Genomic DNA, 18,816 nt, shown 5'->3' with positions numbered 1-18,816 from the left:
GGTCTTTCGTGTCGTCTTTCACAGCTTCGGCGCAATCTCTTCGGTCCAGATCCGGGTGCGCTCGTCCTGCGACATGTGGCAGGCGGAGAAGTGACCCGATCCGACCTCGCGCAGGTCGGGGCGCTCGCGGCGGGTGATCTGGTCCTTGGGGATGTCGGCGTACGGGCAGCGCGGGTTGAAGGCGCAGCCGTCGGGCAGGTTGATCAGGCTGGGCGGGGAGCCCTTGACCGGCACGAGACGGTCGGTCTCCTCGCGGTCGATGCGCGGCATCGACCCCAACAGGCCCCAGGTGTAGGGGTGCTGGGGCTCGTAGAAGACCTTCTCCGCGGTGCCACGCTCGACGCAGCGCCCGCCGTACATCACGAGCAGTTCGTCCGCCATCTCGGCGACCACGCCCAGGTCGTGCGTGATCATGATGACCGCGGAGCCGAACTCCTTCTGCAGGTCCCGGATGAGGTCGAGGATCTGCGCCTGGACGGTGACGTCCAGGGCGGTCGTCGGCTCGTCCGCGATGAGTAGTTCGGGGTTGTTGACCAGGGCCATCGCGATCATCGCGCGCTGACGCATGCCGCCGGAGAACTCGTGCGGGTAGCTGTCCACCCGCTTGTCCGGCTGAGGGATGCCCACCCGGTCGAGCATCTCGATGGCCCGCTTGCGGGCGACCTTCTTGTCCACGTCGTTGTGGACCCGGTACGCCTCCATGATCTGCTTGCCGATGGAGTAGTACGGGTGCAGCGCGGACAGCGGGTCCTGGAAGATCATCGCCATGTCGCGGCCGCGGAGCTTGCGCACCTGGTTGGGGTCCGCGCTCAGCAGCTCCGTGCCGTTGAGCCAGATCTCACCGGACAGCTGCGGCTTGCGGCTGCCGTACTGGCCGGCGGTGTGCAGGCCCAGGATGCCCAGCGAGGTGACCGACTTGCCGGAGCCCGACTCGCCGACGATGCCGAGGGTCTTGCCCTTCTCCAGCTGGAAGCTGAGCCCGTCGACGGACCTGACCAGGCCGTCGTCGGTCGGGAAGTGCACCTTGAGGTCGCGCACCTCGAGGAAGGCGGTGGGAGCGACCGAATCAGCGACGGGTTCTCCGACCGCCGCTCCGGTCTTGTGCAGTTCGGTCATCCCAGCCTCACTCGCGGGTCGATGACGGCGTACAGAAGGTCGACGACGAGGTTGGCGAGGGCGATCGCGAGCGATGCGCACAAGGTGACGCCGAGGATCACCGGCAGGTCCTTGTTGCTGATGGCCTTGACCGCCTCGAGGCCGAGCCCCGGCAGGTTGAAGGTGGACTCGGTGAGGACGGCGCCGCCGAGGAGCACACCGAGGTCGAGGCCGAAGACCGTGAGGATCGGCGTCATGGCGGAGCGCAGCGCGTGCCGTCTGATGACGACGGCCTCGCCGAGCCCCTTGGCGCGCGCGGTGCGGATGTAGTCCTCACCGAGCACTTCCAGCATGGTGGCGCGGGTGAGACGCGCGTACATGGCGGCGTTGAGGAACGCGAGCACGATCCAGGGAAGGATCAGCGTCTCGAACCAGATGTTGATCGGGTCGTCCGTGGTGAGGGTGTCCTCGATCTTCACCCAGCCGAGCGTGTGGACGAAGAGCCCCATCGCGATCATGCCGGTGAAGAAGATCGGCAGCGAGACGCCGCCGAGGGCGGTGATCATCGCGGAACGGTCCCAGATGGTGCCGCGCTTGAGCGCGGAGAGTACGCCGGTGGCGACACCGGCGACGAGCCACAGCACACAGGCACCGGCGGCGAGCGCCGCGGTGACGGGCAGGGCGTCCTTGAGGGTCTCCCAGACGGGCGCCTCGGTACGGAAGGAGTATCCGAAGCAGGGGGCCGGGCAGTGGGTCACGTCGGCCCCGTTGGCGTAGTCACGCCCCATCGGGATGCCCTTGACGAAGTCCCAGAACTGGACGAGCAGAGGATCGTCCAGACCCAGTTTGATGCGGATGCCCGCGAGCTGCTCGGCACCCGACGACTTGCCGGCGAAGAGGACGGCGATGTCCTGGCCCGCCCACTTGGGCAGCATGAAGAAGACGGTGAAGGTCGCGAGCAGTACGACCAGCACCATGACGACAACGGCGATCAGGCGCCGGATGAGATAAGCAAGCACTGTGCGCGGCCCGGCGGTGACCGGGACCCCCTTGTGAGGGGTCCCGGTCACCGCCCCGGGCCATCACCTGCCCTTCGGACTGGCGGGATGGGGCGGGGTGGGACTGCCTTGCGGCGTGGACTACTTCTTGTCGCTCACACCGAGCGAGACGTAGTCGTAACGACCGCTGTACGCGGCGGACGAGTAGACGTTGGTCGCCCGCGAGGAACGCCACGAGATGTTCTTCTCGTAGATGAAGGGCATCCAGTACGCCTTGTCGACGATCTCGTGGGCCAGATCGGTGTAGATCTCACCGGCCTTGTTGGGGTCGACCGTGGCGATCGCGTCGTCGAAGTACTTGTCGATCTTCGGCTCGTCGATCTGCGACTCGTTGTAGTTGCCGTTCTCGTTGATGAAACGGCTGTCGAACAGCGGCTGGGCGTAGCCCTGGCCGGTCGGGAAGTCAGGACCCCAGCCCGCCATCGTCATGCCGATGCCGCGCTTCTTCACGACCGAGGGGGAGCCGGTGATGCTGGAGGAGTCGGCGCCGTCGATCTGGTCGACCTGGGCGTCGATGTTGACCTTCTTCAGCTGCTCCTGGAGCGCCGTGGCGGCGTCCACCTCACCCGGCTGGTTGGTGCGCGCCGAGATCTTGGTCGAGAAGCCCTTGGGAGCGCCGCACTGCTTGAGCTCGTCCTTGGCCTTGGTCAGGTCCGGCTTGCCCTTGCGCTCCTTGATGCCGTACGGGTCGTAGTCGTCGTGACCCTTGATCGACTTCGGGAAGACGCTGGTGGCGATCTCACCGGCGGCGACCGGGCCGCCACGGGTCTTCTGCAGGCTCGCGAAGTCCGTGGCGTAGAAGACGGCCTTGCGGCAGTGCTCGTCGTCGAACGGCTTCGTCTTGGTCACCAGGGCGACGTAACGGACGAAGTCCGTCTGCATGTTGTCGACGTTGTCCTTGTGGTCCTGAATGGCGGTGGTACGACCCGACTGGGTCATGCCGGTGCCATTCATGTCGATGTCGTAGTCACCTTCCATCAGGCGCTTGTCGTTCTCTTCGAGGTTCGCCGAGATGGTGACCTGGATCTTGTCCGGCAGGGCCGGGCGGACCGGGTCGGACGACTTCTTCCAGTTCTTGTTGCGGACGAGCGTGATGCTCTTGCCCGCGCTGTAGTTCTGGAACTTGTACGGGCCGGAGGAGAAGGGGCGCTGGGTGTACTTGGCGCCGGTGTCCTCGGACTGCTTCACCGGGGTGCCCGACGGCATCGCGAGCATCTGCTCGAAGTCGCCGTTCTTCTTGGGCAGCTTGAAGATGATGGTGTTGTCGTCCGGCGTCTCGATCGCCTTCAGACCCAGCTTGTCCTTCGACTTGTCCTCGTAGGGGCCCTTGTACTCGCCCTTGGGGTCAAGCGTGGACTTGAGGTAGCCGGGACCACCGGTGATGACCTTGGTCGCCCAGATGCGCTCGATGCCGTACTTGATGTCCTTGGAGGTCAGCTTGGAGCCGTCCTCCCAGGTGAGGCCGTCACGCAGCTTGTACGTGTAGGTCTTGCCGTCGTCGCTGATCTTCGCCGTGTCCTCGGCGAGGTCGGGGACGAGCTTGTTGGACGCGGCACCCGGCTTGGTGTCGTACGTGATCAGCGTGCGGGTGTAGTACCGCATGAAGTCCCACGTCATGCCGTAGTACGCGCGCTGCGGGTCGGCCGAGTCCAGGTCCTGCTTGGCGATGAACTTGAGCGTCCCGCCCTTCTTCTTCGACTCGTTGGCGACCTTGCCGATCGCCGCGTTGTAGCCGGCGCCCTTGCTGTCGTCGTCGTCGCTGCCGCCGCCGCACGCCGTGGTGGTCACCAGCGCCGCCACGACGAGGGCCGCGCCTGCGGTCAACCGTCGTTTAGAGGAACCTGTGGGCATTTCTCGCATCCTCCGAGATTCGCGGTCCTTGGCTTTGACTGCCTGAAGAACCATGGGAAGAGCCACCTGACGCTGCGGCAGGGGCAAGCCAGTTGGAGCTGTTTACCGAGTTCCCTTGGGGTCCAGGGCGTCGCGCAACCCGTCACCGAAGAGGTTGAAGGCCAGCACTGTCACGAAGATCGCCAGGCCAGGGAAGACCATGAACATCGGGTCGTGCTCGTACGTCGCCAGCGCGTCCCGGAGCATGCCGCCCCAGGAAGCCGTCGGCGGGCGTACACCTGCGCCGAGGAAGCTGAGCGCCGCTTCGGTGAGGATGTTGGTGGGGATCATGAGCGTCGCGTACACGGTGATCGGAGCGACCAGGTTCGGCAGCAACTCACGGAAGAGGATGTGCCGTTGACCGCCGCCGAGGCTGCGGGCCGCCTCCACGTACTCGCGTTCGCGCAGCGAGAGGGTCTGGCCGCGGACGATGCGCCCGACGTAGGGCCAGCCGAAGAAGCCGATCACCAGGATCAGTACCGCGATGCGGACGCCGCTGCCGGTGAGCCCGAGCAGGTCGTCGGGGAGGACGGAGACCAGGGAGATCACGAAGAGCAGCTGCGGGAAGGCGAGCAGCACGTCCATGACCCGGCTGATCAGGGCGTCGATCCAGCCGCCGAAGTAACCGGCGATGATCCCGAAGAAGGTGCCGAGGACCACGGCCACCACGGCGGCGAGGAACGCCACCAGGAGCGAGATCCGGGCGCCGTAGACGATGCGGCTGAAGACGTCGCGGCCCTTGTTCGGCTCCACTCCGAAGAGGAAGTCCCAACTCATGCCGCCGAACGCGCCCTTGGGCAGGTTCGTCAGGTCTTCCAGCTCGTCCTGATGGAACTCGTTGGGCGGGTGGCCCAGCAGGGAGACGATCAGGGGCGCGAAGACGGCGACAAGGACCAGGACGAGCACGGTGATGCCGCCGGCCAGCGCGACCTTGTCCCGCTTCAGGCGGTTCCAGGCGATCTGCTTGAGGGACCGCCCCTCGACCTTCCTCACCCCTGCATCAGCTGCGGGAGCGACGTCCGCTGTCGGGTCCGCGTCCGCAGGTGTGTCATGCAATGGTGCCGTCATCGTGGCAGGGACCCCTCTCAACCGGTGGTGACCGGCCCGCACTTGTCGCTGTAGCGATGTGATCAGTCCGTCGTACACAGGGGCGAAGCGCCCCTGGTGCGGGAGTCTTCATCGCGGTTGCGATCTGTTACCAGCCTTGACGGGGAAAGGATGCGCAACCGTGATGCTGATCGAGGTGTTCCGTTATCCGGACGCAGGTGAACGAGGGGCGAACACGGGGCAGTTGCATCGCAATGGGCCACGGGTGCCCATTGGGCCCCTCCGCCATCAGAACGGACATTGTGGCGGTCAGGGCAGGTATACGAGCCGCGGTGGCCGGTTCACGGCCCTTTCGGTAAGGGTCGCAGCACTGTTTCAGTACTGCGCGGGGTAGCCGTACCCGCCCGCGGGCGCCGGGGCCGGCTGGGCCTCGCGGTCGTAGAACGGCCGGGCATTGGCGCGCAGCCACATGGCCACCGGGTCGTACGCGTCGGACATCGCGACGGTCGACACGGGCAGGCCGTCGGGGACGGCGGCGATCGACTGCTGCATCATCGTGCGCACCCCGTCGACCGACGAGGGCGCCGTGTCGTACACATCGAGGCCGATGGCCAGATACGGCGCACCGAGCGCGGGCTGCACCCAGGCGCGGCGCAGCGAGCGGACCGCGGGGGTGCGGTGCGCGTTCTGCGTGAGCAGGGCGTAGAACTGGGGGATCTCGATGGCCGGCTCGGTGAGCCGCAGCGGGCCCGCGGGCAGCAGGTCGAGGCCCGACGCGATGCGCCGCAGGTCGAGCCAGGGGATGCCGACGCCGCCGCCGGGGGCGTGCGGGTTGAGCCAGAGGCCGTAGTGGTCGGGGTAGAGCGTGCGGGAGATGTCGAGCCCGCTGACCACTTCGTACGAGCGGTTCCAGCCACTGGCGGAGAGCTCCTGGGCGGAGGTCACGCACGGCGCGTACCCGAGGCCCTCGACCTCCATGTTCCCGTACTGGGCGTCGGGGGACCCCGCCTGGCCGTGCCAGAGCAGCATCCACACCTGGTCGGCGGCGAGCGCCCGCAGGAGCGCCTCGTAGGCGTCGTAGCGCCCCGGCGTCACCTGGCGCAGCATGTGCTCGACCTGCCCGGCCGCAGCCGTGCCCGACGCACTCACCCTTAACCGCCCCTTCGCGATGACCCGCTGACCCGGTGTCCCCGGCTCATGAAACCAGCTTAAGCGGCGATCCTGACACCGACTTGACGTACGGCACCCTCACACACGTACCCGCACATGTCCTTACGCGTGTCCGTGCTCGTGCCCGGGGCTCTGCCCGAAGAAGGGCCGGACCCGCTCGCGCATCCAGTCGCCGACCGGGTCCTGGGCCACGTCGAGCAGCACCAGGTTCACCGGCCAGGCCACCGGTGCCAGACCAAGGGCCCTGCCCACGGCCTCCATCGGCAGCTCGCGCGCGTTGCCCTCCCAGGAGCTCAGTTCGACGCCGACGAACAGCGCGGGCGCCTCGCCCTCGACGCTCGCCAGGCAGCGGCGGGCGCTCAGGACGACCCCGGTGGCCTCGAACTCACGGGCGGCGGCGGACAGGAAGTCCACCGGGTCCTCCTGCCAGTCCGGTTCGAAGAGGCGTACGCGGCCGCCGGTCGCGGGCCCGTCCAGCGGCGTGCGTCCCGACCGGCAGAGCTCGGCGACGGCCGGCGGCGGAAGCGGGACCCCGATCGTGCCGTCCGGGTTGACCGCGATGCCCATCTGCGGGGGAAGCCCGCGCGCGAACTCCACGGCGGGCGCCACGGTGCAGCCCATCCGGCCCCCGGTGACGTGCTGGAACTGCTGCTCGGAGCTGAAGACGGGGACGTAGGCCTGGCCGTCGATCTCCAGCGTGGGCAGGTCCAGGGTGCCGCTGTCCGGCGCCCCGCCGTTCGGCAGCGGGACCCAGACGTGGCTGCGGCCGAGCACCTCCACGATGCGGGCGCCCGCGGACGCCCGGGGCGCCCCCGGCGTGCCGAGAGAGGCCGCGAGCACCTCTTCGAGTTCGTTGCCCGGCCATCCTCCGTAGGGATGGGCGTGCGCCTGCGCCGGAATGTCCATCTGTCTTAACCCCTGCTCGGTCCCGCTCTGCCTGCGGCACGACCCTAACGTGAGCGGCGGCTCAGTCCCCGAAGCCGATCCCCCGCAGCACCCCGGCCGCCGTCCGGTCGAGCAGCACCGCCGAGCCGCAGCCGCGCGGCAGATCGCCCCTCTCGGCGGCGCCGACGAGCCGGCCGACCGTCCTGCGGTGGCGCGCGAAGGCGTACCGCGACACGCCGCGCCCGCGCGCGAGCTGGCCCTCTATGGCGGTGTCCGGCTCCACGTCGAGCAGCAGCAGATGCAGGGTCGTGCCGCGCCGCGCGGCCTCGCGGGCCAGCCAGCGGCGCACCCAGGCCTGGGTGCCGCAGTCGTGCACCACGACGCCCTCGCCGGAGCGCAGGGCCCTGCGCAGGCCCGCGTAGTGCGCGATGCGGACCAGGGGGCGGTACACCGCGTACGGCAGCAGGCTCGGCATGCGCCGGGCCCAGCGGTCGCGGGTGTCCTGCGAGTCGATGCGCGGGCCCGCGACGGCTCTGCGCATCAGCGTGGACTTGCCGCTGCCCGGCAGCCCGGAGACGACGATCAGATCGCCCTCGCCGAACGTGAGCCGGTGCGGGCTGTGGCCGGTCCGCTGCCGCAGGTCGCGGACGACGGCCGCCGGCAGGGGGCCGCAGCTCTCCCTGGTGGGGGCGGCTGCCTGTTTGGGCAGGGCCACCCCCGTGTTGGTCGCGTAGACGCTCGTCCTGCGCACCGTGATCGGCCTCCCCATAGCGGTCACGTACCTGCTTACCGCAGCTTCCCCGGCAAGTGTAAAGAGAAGGTAATGCGGCACAAGGGCATTACCCGACTGGCACTGCCCTGTGACGCGGGCGCGTGCAATGATGTGCGCGCAAACTCCATACAGGCCGTTTGAATCCGCGCGGGAGAGTTCCCGGACACCGTCGAAAGACGCTCCGGGGCGCCGAAGGAGCAAGTCCCTCCCTTGAATCTCTCAGGCCCCGTACCGCGCGGGCGAGGCACATCTGAAAAGCGGGCCGCGGTCGCGGCTCCACCCAAGGTGCAAGTCATGACCCCCTGTACGGACGGGTCGTGGTGAACCTCTCAGGTTCCGATGACAGATGGGGAGGATCGACCTCGCCCGTCATGCCCTGGGAGTTCCACTGATGAGTACCGTCCCCCGTCTGACCGCCCTCGATGCCGTGCATCGTGCGCTCGGCGCGACGATGACCGACTTCGCGGGCTGGGACATGCCGCTGCGCTACGGCAGCGAGCGCGACGAGCACATCGCCGTCCGCACCAAGGCCGGTCTCTTCGACCTCTCCCACATGGGCGAGATCACGGTCACAGGACCGCAGGCCGCGGACTTCCTGAACTTCTCGCTGGTCGGCAACATCGGCTCCGTCGGTGTCGGCCGCGCCCGCTACACGATGATCTGTGCCGAGGACGGCGGCATCCTGGACGACCTGATCGTCTACCGGCTCGGCGAGACCGAGTACATGGTGGTCGCCAACGCGTCGAACGCGCAGGTCGTCCTGGACGCGCTCACCGCCCGCGCCGACGGCTTCGACGCGCGGGTCCGTGACGACCGCGACGCGTACGCGCTGCTCGCCGTCCAGGGTCCCGAGTCCCCCGGCATCCTGAAGTCACTCACGGACGCGGACCTGGACGGCCTGAAGTACTACGCGGGCCTGCCGGGCACGGTCGCGGGCGTGCCCGCGCTCATCGCCCGGACGGGTTACACCGGCGAGGACGGCTTCGAGCTGTTCGTGGCGCCCGGCGACGCCGAGAAGCTGTGGGGCGCGCTGATGGAGGCGGGCGAGCCCGTCGGCCTGGTCCCGGCCGGCCTCTCCTGCCGCGACACGCTCCGCCTGGAGGCGGGCATGCCGCTGTACGGGCACGAGCTGACCGCCGAGCTGACGCCCTTCGACGCGGGTCTGGGCCGGGTCGTGAAGTTCGAGAAGACCTCGCAGGCCGACACCTTCGTGGGGCGCGCGGCGCTCGCGGCCGCCGCCGAGCGCGCCGAGACCGCTCCCCCGCGCAAGCTGGTGGGCCTGATCGCCGAGGGCCGCCGCATCCCGCGCGCGGGCTTCTCCGTGGTCGCCGACGGAAAGGTCATCGGCGAGGTCACCTCCGGGGCGCCGTCCCCGACACTGGGCAAGCCGATCGCCATCGCGTACGTGGACGCCGCGCACGCGGCTCCCGGCACCGAGGGCGTCGGTGTGGACATCCGCGGCACGCACGAGCCCTACGAGGTCGTGGCTCTGCCGTTCTACAAGCGCCAGAAGTGACACTTCCGTCTCTTTGGTAACCCGGAAGTGACCCCCCGCACATCATTCCCGTTCCGCAGCACCCACCCGCGTACAGGAGAATTCAGGTCATGAGCAACCCCCAGCAGCTGCGTTACAGCAAGGAGCACGAGTGGCTCTCGGCCACCGAGGACGGTGTGGCGACGGTCGGTATCACGGAGCACGCCGCCAACGCGCTCGGTGACGTCGTCTACGCCGACCTCCCCGAGGCCGGCGCCGCGGTGACCGCGGGCGAGACGTGCGGCGAGCTCGAGTCGACCAAGTCGGTCAGCGACCTGTACTCGCCGGTGACCGGTGAGGTCGTCGAGTCGAACCAGGACGTCGTGGACGACCCCTCGCTCGTCAACTCCGCCCCGTTCGAGGGTGGTTGGCTCTTCAAGGTACGCGTCACGGAGGAGCCGAAGGACCTGCTCTCCGCGGACGAGTACACCGAGTTCTCCGGCAGCTGAAGCCCCCCGAAGACCCCTAGGGACCACCTGATGTCGCTTCTCAACACCCCTCTCCACGAGCTGGACCCGGAAGTCGCCGCCGCCGTCGACGCCGAGCTCCACCGCCAGCAGTCCACCCTCGAAATGATCGCGTCGGAGAACTTCGCTCCGGTCGCCGTCATGGAGGCCCAGGGCACGGTCCTCACCAACAAGTACGCCGAGGGCTACCCCGGCCGCCGCTACTACGGCGGCTGCGAGCACGTCGACGTCACCGAGCAGATCGCGATCGACCGGATCAAGGACCTGTTCGGCGCCGAGTACGCCAACGTCCAGCCGCACTCCGGCGCCTCCGCCAACCAGGCCGCCCTCTTCGCGATCGCCCAGCCCGGCGACACGATCCTCGGCCTGGACCTGGCGCACGGCGGCCACCTCACGCACGGCATGCGCCTGAACTTCTCCGGCAAGCAGTTCAACGTGGTCGCGTACCACGTCGACGAGGCCGGTCTGGTGGACATGGCCGAGGTCGAGCGTCTGGCCAAGGAGAACAGCCCGAAGGTGATCATCGCGGGCTGGTCCGCCTACCCGCGCCAGCTGGACTTCGCGGAGTTCCGCCGGATCGCCGACGAGGTCGGCGCGTACCTGTGGGTCGACATGGCGCACTTCGCCGGTCTCGTCGCCGCGGGCCTGCACCCCAACCCGGTGCCGTTCGCGGACGTGGTCACCTCCACCACGCACAAGACGCTCGGCGGCCCGCGCGGCGGCGTCATCCTGGCCCGCAGCAAGGAGTTCGCGAAGAAGCTGAACTCCGCGGTCTTCCCCGGCTTCCAGGGCGGCCCCCTGGAGCACGTGATCGCGGCCAAGGCCGTCTCCTTCAAGGTCGCTGCCTCCGAGGAGTTCAAGGAGCGCCAGCAGCGCACCCTGGACGGCGCCCGCATCCTGGCCGAGCGCCTGGTGCAAGGCGACGCGAAGGCCGTCGGCGTCGACGTCCTGTCCGGCGGCACGGACGTGCACCTGGTCCTGGTGGACCTGCGCAACTCCGAGCTGGACGGCCAGCAGGCCGAGGACCGCCTCCACGAGGTCGGCATCACGGTCAACCGCAACGCGGTCCCGAACGACCCGCGCCCCCCGATGGTCACCTCGGGCCTGCGGATCGGTACGCCCGCGCTCGCGACCCGCGGCTTCCAGGAGGAGGACTTCCGTGAGGTCGCGGACGTCATCGCCGAGGCGCTGAAGCCGGGCGAGGTCGACACGGAGTCGCTCAAGGCCCGCGTCTCGGCCTTGGCAGCCAAGCACCCGCTGTACCCCAACCTGTAGCAGTTTCGTACGCTTTCCTTCGTACGATTCTTCGGGGCACCGCGCACACTGGACAGTGAAGACAGTGAGTGCGGTGCCCCGGCTCATGCCCCGCGTTCGCAGTTCTCCGCACAGTTCGTTCCGTAGTTCTCCGCACCACCCCGGCAGACAACGGCGTCTACCAACCATCATTGGAGTCTCTCGTGGCCCTCTCGGTCTTCGACCTGTTCTCGATCGGCATCGGCCCGTCCAGCTCCCACACGGTCGGTCCCATGCGCGCCGCCCGCATCTTCGCGAGCCGCCTCAAGAACGAGGGCCTGATGGCCCACACCACCGCCATACGGGCCGAGCTCTACGGCTCCCTCGGCGCCACCGGCCACGGCCACGGCACCCCGAAGGCGGTCCTGCTCGGCCTGGAGGGCGAGTCCCCGCGCGAGGTCGACGTCGAGTCCGCCGACGACCGCGTCGAGCGGATCAAGAGCACCGGGCGCCTCAACCTCCTCGGCATGCACGAGATCGACTTCGACTTCGACGAGGACCTGGTCCTGCACCGCCGCAAGGCCCTGCCGTACCACGCCAACGGCATGACGATCTTCGCGTACGACCACGAGGGCGCCCTCGTCCTGGAGAAGACGTACTACTCCGTGGGCGGCGGCTTCGTGGTCGACGACGACGCGGTGGCCGGCGAGAACCCGATCGTGCCGGACGACACGGTCCTCAAGCACCCCTTCCGCACCGGCGACGAGCTCCTGCGCCTGGCCTCCGAGACCGGCCTGTCGATCTCCGCGCTGATGCTGGAGAACGAGAAGGCCTGGCGCACCGAGGCGGAGATCCGCTCGGGGCTGCTCGACATCTGGGGCGTCATGCAGTCCTGCGTCTCGCGCGGCATGTCCCGCGAGGGCATCCTGCCCGGCGGCCTCAAGGTCCGCCGCCGCGCGGCCAACTCCGCGCGCCAGCTGCGCGCCGAGGGCGACCCGCAGGCCCGTGCCATGGAGTGGATCACGCTCTACGCGATGGCGGTGAACGAGGAGAACGCCGCGGGCGGCCGCGTCGTGACCGCCCCGACCAACGGCGCCGCGGGCATCATCCCGGCGGTCCTGCACTACTACATGAACTTCGTGGCCAACGGTTCCTCCCAGGAGGAGCGGGAGGACGGCGTGGTCCGCTTCCTGCTCGCGGCGGGCGCGATCGGCATGCTCTTCAAGGAGAACGCCTCGATCTCCGGCGCCGAGGTCGGCTGCCAGGGCGAGGTCGGCTCCGCCTGCTCGATGGCGGCGGGCGCCTTCGCCGAGGTGCTCGGCGGCAGCCCCGAGCAGGTCGAGAACGCCGCGGAGATCGGCATGGAGCACAACCTCGGCCTGACCTGCGACCCGGTCGGCGGCCTCGTCCAGATCCCGTGCATCGAGCGCAACGGCATGGCGGCGGTGAAGGCCGTCACCGCGGCGAAGATGGCGATGCGCGGCGACGGCAGCCACAAGGTGTCCCTCGACAAGGTCATCAAGACCATGAAGGAGACCGGCGCCGACATGAGCGTGAAGTACAAGGAGACGGCGCGGGGCGGCCTCGCGGTGAACATCATCGAGTGCTGAGCCTCCGACAGGGCTCTCCCAGCAGGTGGCGTCGGAGCGGACCTGTTTCAGGTCGCTGAGGCAGGCGTCCGCTGCCTGAGTCGTCGTGGCGTGCCGTGCGGCGGGACCCGGTGGCCGGTCCGTCGGCGCCGCCGCGAGGGCGGCGAGCTTGGCGCCGTCACCGCGGTCCGCGTCGCTCAGCGCCTCGGACAGGCCCTCCCCCGCGTCCTCCGGCGTGTACATCGCGGTGGTGACGACGTCGAGCACCGTAGGCGGCGTAGTCGCCGACAGCCCGGCGGAACCCCACGGCCTGCCGAGATAGGTGAGCTTCGCGCAGGCCGCCGCCGCACCGCCCCGGCGGACCTGCCGGCGCGCGGTGTCGATCTCGACGTCGGCGACACGGTGCACGGGCGTACGACTCCGGCCCGGCGGCACAGGCTGCGCACCCTGGCGACCAGCTTTGGCACGGCGAACGGCTTGACCAGGTAGTCGTCGCCCCCGCCCGCTCGCGAAGCCTTCGACCCGGTCGGCGACGGTGTCGCGCACGGTCAGGAAGGGCACCGGGCAGGTGGGGCAGGTTCTCACCGCGCGACAACCCAGGTTCTCACCGCGCGACAACCCAGGTTCTCACCGCGCGACAACCCAGGTTCTCACCGCGCGAGAACCAGGTTCTCACCGCGCGAAGAACAACGCCTCCGCGCCCACCGGCCGATACCCCGCCGCCTGGAAGGCCCGCACACTGCGCGCGTTCCCGGCCGACTGCTGCGACCACACCGGGGCCCCGCCGGGCACCAGATGCCGGGCGGCGAGCGCCAGCGCCCGGCCGAGCCCCCGGTGCCGTACGTCCTCGGAGACCTCGATCGCCGCCTCCCAGCGCCCGGCGAGACCGCGCCCGAGCACCAGTACTCCGCCGCCGTCGGCGGCCCACACGCGCACGTCGTCGCGGCGCTTGCGGGCCCGCACCACCCGGGGGTGGTCCGGGTCGTCGATCTCGCGGAGCCCGACGGCCGGTCCGGGTCCGCCCGGCAGCGCGGCGGCCACGGTGAGGAGGTCGGTGGTGTCCGTCGTGCGTCCGGTCCGCTCCATGAAGGCGGCGAGGAACAGGGGGTTCATCGTGGCGGCCAGCGGGTCGCAGTCCAGCGCGGCGAGGGTGGCGTGCACCCACCGCGGGTCCTCGTCCGTGAAGACCACCGAATGCGCGGTGAAGGCGATCACGCCCGCGTCGCGGTGGCAGGGCTGCGGCACGACGGTCGTGGTGCCGTCGGGCGGCGGGAACTGCCCGACGGCCGCCGCGTCGAGGATCGCCCCGAGCGCGGCAGGGGTGCTGGCCATGGGCGTACTCCTTGTGATCGCGTCCTCGGACGGCCGATACCCTAACCCCCGTCAGTAGTGCACGAAGAAGGGGTGGATCCGGTGGCGGACATCGAGGAAGCGCGCAAGACGTTCGACCAGTTCGACGCGGACGGCGACGGCTTCATCACGGCGGCCGAGTGGAAGTCGGCCATGGCGAAGATGGGGGACTTCTACGTCACCGAGACGGTGGCCGAGGCCGTGATCGGCACGAAGGACACCGACAAGGACAAGCGCCTGTCGTTCGACGAGTTCTGGGCGAGCCTGAACAAGTAGCGGGAGCGCGGCACAAGGGGCCCGGCACGGGAGTGCGCCGGGCCCCTTCCGCGTATCTCGACCGGGGTGATCGCTGGTCAGTACGTCGTCCATGGCGCGTTTCGTACGGCCGTCGAGGCGATGGACGCGGAGGGGGCGGCGGGGGTCTGCGGGGGCGGTACGCGTGGCGCAGGGCGAACTGCAGGACACCCCTGGGCCGGTTGACGGCCGGCCATAGGGCCCCCGCACCTACCGCCCAGTCTCCGTCTCCCGCTCCGCAGCACTGTCGATCCCGTAGAACCGCGCCGACGCGTCCACATGCGCCATCCGCCGCATCGCGTTGAACACCGCCTCCCCCAGCACGGTGCCGATCACCACGCTCTCCACCAGGTCCTCGACCGCCACCCGCCGGTCCACGTAGCCGAGGTCGGCGCGGGCGACCATCTCGGCGGCGTCGGCGTACGTGTCGAGCAGTTCCGCGAACGCCCCGTGGCCGACGCGCCCCATGGCGGCAAGGGCCCGTGACAGGTCGGCCGCGGCGGGATTCGACTCATGGGTGCGCCAGCCGCGGCGTGCGATCAGCTCCTCGACCGCCGTGTGCGCGGCCGCCGCCTCGGCGTCGTCCTCGGCCTCCCCCGCCGAACCGAGCCGGTCCGCGGCGGCTCCGAGCACCTTGTGCAGCGCGCGCCCCGGGTCGTCGACCGCGCCGAGCACCTCCGCGATCGCCGCCACCTTCAGGCCGCCCACGTCGAGCAGCGCGCGGATGAGGCGCAGCCTGCGCTCGTGCGCCTCGCCGTACTGCGCCTGGTTCGGGCTGCTCAACTCGCCCGCCGGCAGCAGCCCTTCGCGGACGTAGTACTTGATCGTCGGCACCGGCACACCGGTCCTGCGGCTCAACTCGCCAATACGCACGGCCTGCCCACTCTCCTCTTCGCGCTTGCGCCCGCCACTCTGCCACCGGCCGCGCCCTTGCCATCCCCGAGCTCCATCATAGATAGTGGCGCTATCGGATAGCGGACAGCGCCACTATCTATATTTGCCGCAGAGGCGAACACAGACAATCAGGGGGATTCCCATGCCTTTATGGCGTTCATGGCACCGACCGCTCGTGGTCTTCTCCGCGTCCATGGTGGTCCTGGCCGTCGTGTCCGGCGTCGGCCTGGTCGTCGACGACCGCGTGCTCGTCGGCTCGCGGATCTGGTTCAAGCCGTTCAAGTTCTCGGTCTCGTTCGTCGCGTACGGTCTCTCGCTCGCCTGGATGCTGTCGTTGCTCGACCGCGGCCGCAGGGCGGGCTGGTGGGCGGGCACGGTCGTCGCCGTGTCGAGCCTCACCGAGATGGTGCTCATCACCGGGCAGGTGGTGCGGGGCAGGCGCAGCCACTTCAACCACCAGACCCCGTTCGACGAGGCCCTGTTCAACGCGATGGCCGTCACCGTCGTCATCCTGTGGCTCGGCACCCTGCTCATCGCGATCCTGCTGCTGCGCGCCCGGATCGCCGACCGCGCGTCCGCCTGGGCGATGCGCTGCGGAATCGCCATCGCTCTCGCCGGGGCGGCCGTCGGGTTCCTGATGACCCAGCCGGCGCCCGGTCAGCAGCGGGGCTCCTCGCCGATCGTCGGCGCCCACAGTGTCGGCGTACCGGACGGCGGCCCCTCCATGCCGCTGACCGGCTGGTCGACCACCGGCGGCGATCTGCGCATCCCTCACTTCGTCGGCATGCACGCGCTGCAGTTGCTCCCGCTGCTCCTGATGGGCCTGACGGTCCTCGCGGCGCGCCCCCGCTTCGGGCGGCTGACCGGCGAGCGGGTGCGGCTGCGGCTCGTGCTCATCGCCTCGGCCGCGTACGCCGCCGCCTTCGCCCTGGTCACCTGGCAGGCCCTGCGGGGCCAGCCGCTCATCCACCCGGACGGCGCGACGCTGACGGCCGCCGGCCTGATCACCGGCGCGACGGCCGCGGGTGCGTACGCAGCCCTGCGCACCCCAACCAGCCGTAATACCAGCCCAGTTCAGAGCCCAGTACAGGCAGCCGGAAGCCCTCTGGAAGAAGACGACAACAAGGAGCTTGTGTCATGACCGGATTCCTCTTCGAGCTCACCTTCTGGCTGGCCGCCCCGGTCTGGCTGCTCATGATCTTCGCACCGGGGTGGCGGACGACCGCACGGATCGCCGCCTCACCCCTCACCGTCCTACCGGTCCTCGCCGTCTACGTGGCGATGGCACTGCCCGTCCTGCCCGAACTCTGGGCCGCCGTCAGCAGCCCCGACATCGACGGATTCCGCGAGCTGCTCGTCCTCGCCGGCGGAGCGGGCGCGATCTGGGCGCAGGTCATCGCCTGGGACCTGCTGATCGGACAGTGGATGTACCGCGAGGCGCGGCGCATCGGCATCCACCCGCTGGTCATGGGACCGCTCCTGGTCCTGACGATCCTCCTCTCGCCGTTCGGCCTGCTGCTCTTCCTGCTCCTGCGGGCCGTGAAGGAGAACCGCGATCAGCCGCGGCCCTTGGTCGGCTCCATGCCGCGCTGATCGACCACCGCACGCTCCAGGACCGCGACTCTGCCGGAGAGGACCTCGGGGTTCCCCGCCTTGCCGGGCCTGCCGCCCGGCTTGTGGTCCTTGGTCATGTAGCTGCGCGCGCCGAGGTAGGCGAAGGACTTTTTGTCGAAGATCCATTCACTGCGCATCGCGAACGATGACTCCTCGAGGGTGATGCCGATCCCGTGGCGGCCCGCCGCGTCCACCGCGTCCGGGATCACGGTCACCCCGGGGAGCTTCGCGACGGCCTTGTAGAACGCGGCGGCGTTCTCCGCCGGCATGATCGCCTCGGCGATCAGGTCCCCGATCCTGTCGAAGACCGCCTGCGCCTTCGTCTCCTCCCCTTCGATCACCCGCGTCTCGGCGTACAGCTTCTTCAGCAGGGCGTCGGGGTCGGTGGGGAGCGAGGCCAGCCAGTCGTACGTCGGCCGCTCGGGCCCCTCCGGAACGGCACCGCTGTCATCGGAACCGTCCACGGCGGACGCCTCGATGGGCAGGTCCTGACCGGGCATCGACGCCCCCTTGCCGCTCTCCCGGATCAGGCCGATGTCCGTGACGGGGGCGGGGTTCTGCGCCATCCAGACCTGCCGCTTGAACGGCGCGCCGAGCTTCACCTTGCCGTAGAGCTCGCCCTTGTTCTCCTGGACCAGGCTGCGCACGTACACGAACTGGCTGTCCTTCACCCCCTGCGTGTCGGCCTTCAGGGACGCGGTGGCGATCCGGTCGAGCGTGACGGCCGCACCGGCACTGGCTCCTCGGCCCGCTCCCATGTCACGGACACCGCCGGAGCCGCCGGACCCGGCGGAACCGGAAGGAAGCGTGGCGGCAAGGACCCCGGCCACCGCGAGCGCGGCGGCGGCCGGCATCAGCACGGCGGGGCGCAGGAAGCGGCGGCGGGCCGACGCGGGGACGGCCTCCTCGCGATCCACGGTGGCGTTGTCGCGAGCTGCGTTGTCGAAGGCGGCGTTGTCGAAGGCGGCGTTGTCGCGGTCGATCTGCTGCATCAGGATGTCCTTGTGGTGAAGGTGACGCCCCGGCGGAAGTTCCCATTCGTCTTCGTCCGACTCCGCGAGCAGGCGGGCCAGTTCAGCGGCCTCGTCCTCTCCCCGGGACGGGGTGGCGGCGTTCATCGGAATTCCTCCCGCAGGGGCAGGGCCGCGAACGCGGCCTCACTCTCTACCTCTCCGCGACCACGGAAAGGTTCCGTCACGTTCTTCACTTCCCTCGCACCGGCCCCGTCGTCCTCGCTGAGCCGCCGCAGCCGCGCACGGGCCCGCGAGAGCCTCGAACGCACCGTGCCGACCGGAACGCCGAGCGCCTCGGCGGCCTGTGCGTAGTCAAGGCCGGACCACACGCACAGCACGAGCACCTCACGCTCCTGACGGCGCAGCCGACGCAGCGCGCCGTGCACCGCCGCGAGCCGCCGCGCGTCGTCCATCCGCCCCGCCGACTCCTCGGCGAAGTCCGCCACTTCGGGCGGGGACGGCTGACGGGACAGGAAGGCCAGCCGCCGGCGCAGGCCGCGGTTGGCGTTCTGCGCCTTGTGCGTCGCGATGCCGAGCAGCCACGGCTTGAGCGAACCGCCGTCCGGTTCGAGACGCTCGCGGGTGCGCCAGGCCGTCAGGAAGGTCTCGGACATGACCTCCTCGGCGGTCGACCAGTCGCCGGTCAGCCGAAGCGCATGGTTGTAGACCGTCCGCGCGTACGCCTCGTACAACTCACCGAACGCCTCCCGCTCGCCTGCCCGGATCCGTGCATGGATGCCATCTCCCAGTTCAGTAGGCCTCACACCACGTATCTCTCCGCACCCCGGGACAAGTTCCTGTGCCCCTCGTCACAAGAATGCCCCCCGCCGCCCCCCGGCCCGGAATACTCCACCCGATCCGGAGGTTGGCTCCGCTACGAGACCAGCGAACCAGCCAACCCCCGGAAGGGC

Annotated in this window: 18 protein-coding genes and 2 riboswitches; of the genes, 7 read left to right on the top strand and 11 right to left on the bottom strand. The window is 69.6% G+C overall.

The features are described 5' to 3' along the window. Positions 1 to 18: 18 nt before the first annotated feature. From ACZ6ZP_RS30915 to ACZ6ZP_RS30885, 7 genes are all read right to left on the bottom strand, one after another. Positions 19 to 1,116, bottom strand: a complete 1,098-nt coding sequence (locus ACZ6ZP_RS30915; RefSeq protein ID WP_361465510.1) for an ABC transporter ATP-binding protein — start codon at positions 1,114 to 1,116, stop codon at positions 19 to 21. Further along, complete coding sequence (locus ACZ6ZP_RS30910; protein ID WP_249592822.1) at positions 1,113 to 2,114, bottom strand: ABC transporter permease; 1,002 nt, start codon at positions 2,112 to 2,114, stop codon at positions 1,113 to 1,115. Before ACZ6ZP_RS30910 ends, ACZ6ZP_RS30915 begins: the two co-directional genes overlap by 4 nt. Before the next feature lie 120 nt (positions 2,115 to 2,234). Continuing rightward, positions 2,235 to 4,004 (bottom strand): ABC transporter substrate-binding protein, encoded by a 1,770-nt coding sequence (locus ACZ6ZP_RS30905; RefSeq protein ID WP_351173317.1) that lies wholly within the window; start codon positions 4,002 to 4,004, stop codon positions 2,235 to 2,237. Between the two features lie 102 nt (positions 4,005 to 4,106). Next, complete coding sequence (locus ACZ6ZP_RS30900) at positions 4,107 to 5,111, bottom strand: ABC transporter permease (RefSeq protein ID WP_351173314.1); 1,005 nt, start codon at positions 5,109 to 5,111, stop codon at positions 4,107 to 4,109. Between the two features lie 354 nt (positions 5,112 to 5,465). After that, the gene (locus ACZ6ZP_RS30895) at positions 5,466 to 6,239 is read right to left on the bottom strand and encodes an enhanced serine sensitivity protein SseB C-terminal domain-containing protein (protein WP_351173311.1); all 774 of its coding nucleotides are present in this window, start codon (positions 6,237 to 6,239) and stop codon (positions 5,466 to 5,468) included. A gap of 123 nt (positions 6,240 to 6,362) precedes the next feature. Beyond that, positions 6,363 to 7,166 carry an enhanced serine sensitivity protein SseB gene (locus ACZ6ZP_RS30890; RefSeq protein WP_351173308.1) on the bottom strand — a complete coding sequence of 268 codons (804 nt, stop codon included), beginning with the start codon at positions 7,164 to 7,166 and terminating at the stop codon, positions 6,363 to 6,365. A gap of 61 nt (positions 7,167 to 7,227) precedes the next feature. Beyond that, positions 7,228 to 7,914, bottom strand: coding sequence for an AAA family ATPase (locus ACZ6ZP_RS30885; RefSeq protein WP_351173305.1), 687 nt, complete (start codon positions 7,912 to 7,914; stop codon positions 7,228 to 7,230). 141 nt (positions 7,915 to 8,055) lie between these two features. Next, positions 8,056 to 8,161: riboswitch (glycine riboswitch) on the top strand. Beyond that, positions 8,162 to 8,273, top strand: a riboswitch (glycine riboswitch). 35 nt (positions 8,274 to 8,308) lie between these two features. On the opposite strand from ACZ6ZP_RS30885, the gene gcvT reads away from it, so the two are divergent. The 4 genes from gcvT (at position 8,309) to ACZ6ZP_RS30865 (ending at position 12,761) form a co-directional block, all read left to right on the top strand. Next, entirely contained in the window at positions 8,309 to 9,433 is a 1,125-nt protein-coding gene (gcvT, locus tag ACZ6ZP_RS30880) for a glycine cleavage system aminomethyltransferase GcvT (RefSeq protein ID WP_361465518.1), read from the top strand. An 89-nt stretch (positions 9,434 to 9,522) separates the two neighbouring features. Further along, positions 9,523 to 9,900 (top strand): glycine cleavage system protein GcvH, encoded by a 378-nt coding sequence (gene gcvH, locus ACZ6ZP_RS30875; protein ID WP_190085009.1) that lies wholly within the window; start codon positions 9,523 to 9,525, stop codon positions 9,898 to 9,900. Between the two features lie 30 nt (positions 9,901 to 9,930). Continuing rightward, the gene (gene glyA / locus ACZ6ZP_RS30870; protein ID WP_351173298.1) at positions 9,931 to 11,193 is read left to right on the top strand and encodes a serine hydroxymethyltransferase; all 1,263 of its coding nucleotides are present in this window, start codon (positions 9,931 to 9,933) and stop codon (positions 11,191 to 11,193) included. Between the two features lie 182 nt (positions 11,194 to 11,375). Then, entirely contained in the window at positions 11,376 to 12,761 is a 1,386-nt protein-coding gene (locus ACZ6ZP_RS30865; protein ID WP_383823096.1) for an L-serine ammonia-lyase, read from the top strand. A gap of 651 nt (positions 12,762 to 13,412) precedes the next feature. Here ACZ6ZP_RS30865 and ACZ6ZP_RS30860 read toward each other — a convergent pair. Next, a complete protein-coding gene (locus tag ACZ6ZP_RS30860) occupies positions 13,413 to 14,072 on the bottom strand; it encodes a GNAT family N-acetyltransferase (RefSeq protein ID WP_351173295.1) in 660 nt (219 codons plus the stop codon). An 81-nt stretch (positions 14,073 to 14,153) separates the two neighbouring features. On the opposite strand from ACZ6ZP_RS30860, the gene ACZ6ZP_RS30855 reads away from it, so the two are divergent. After that, positions 14,154 to 14,366, top strand: coding sequence for an EF-hand domain-containing protein (locus tag ACZ6ZP_RS30855; protein WP_249587621.1), 213 nt, complete (start codon positions 14,154 to 14,156; stop codon positions 14,364 to 14,366). A 228-nt stretch (positions 14,367 to 14,594) separates the two neighbouring features. Here the strand turns inward: ACZ6ZP_RS30855 and ACZ6ZP_RS30850 are convergent, their stop codons facing one another. Continuing rightward, positions 14,595 to 15,257, bottom strand: coding sequence for a MerR family transcriptional regulator (locus tag ACZ6ZP_RS30850; RefSeq protein WP_469409158.1), 663 nt, complete (start codon positions 15,255 to 15,257; stop codon positions 14,595 to 14,597). Between the two features lie 214 nt (positions 15,258 to 15,471). Here ACZ6ZP_RS30850 and ACZ6ZP_RS30845 point away from each other — a divergent pair, with 214 nt between their 5' ends. Both ACZ6ZP_RS30845 and ACZ6ZP_RS30840 read left to right on the top strand, forming a co-directional pair. Next, a complete protein-coding gene (locus ACZ6ZP_RS30845) occupies positions 15,472 to 16,419 on the top strand; it encodes a hypothetical protein (RefSeq protein WP_469409339.1) in 948 nt (315 codons plus the stop codon). After that, positions 16,416 to 16,871: an ABA4-like family protein gene (locus tag ACZ6ZP_RS30840; RefSeq protein WP_351173289.1), complete on the top strand. Its 456-nt coding sequence runs from the start codon at positions 16,416 to 16,418 to the stop codon at positions 16,869 to 16,871. The genes ACZ6ZP_RS30845 and ACZ6ZP_RS30840 overlap by 4 nt, the downstream gene beginning before the upstream one ends. On the opposite strand, the gene ACZ6ZP_RS30835 is transcribed toward ACZ6ZP_RS30840, so the two are convergent. After that, positions 16,835 to 18,010: a CU044_5270 family protein gene (locus ACZ6ZP_RS30835; RefSeq protein WP_366461505.1), complete on the bottom strand. Its 1,176-nt coding sequence runs from the start codon at positions 18,008 to 18,010 to the stop codon at positions 16,835 to 16,837. The genes ACZ6ZP_RS30840 and ACZ6ZP_RS30835 overlap by 37 nt on opposite strands. Then, positions 18,007 to 18,669, bottom strand: coding sequence for an RNA polymerase sigma factor (locus ACZ6ZP_RS30830; RefSeq protein ID WP_469409155.1), 663 nt, complete (start codon positions 18,667 to 18,669; stop codon positions 18,007 to 18,009). Before ACZ6ZP_RS30830 ends, ACZ6ZP_RS30835 begins: the two co-directional genes overlap by 4 nt. Positions 18,670 to 18,816: the final 147 nt, after the last annotated feature.

The organism is Streptomyces sp. NPDC054047 (assembly GCF_055585065.1).
This window is presented reverse-complemented; position numbering and strand designations above follow the sequence as displayed.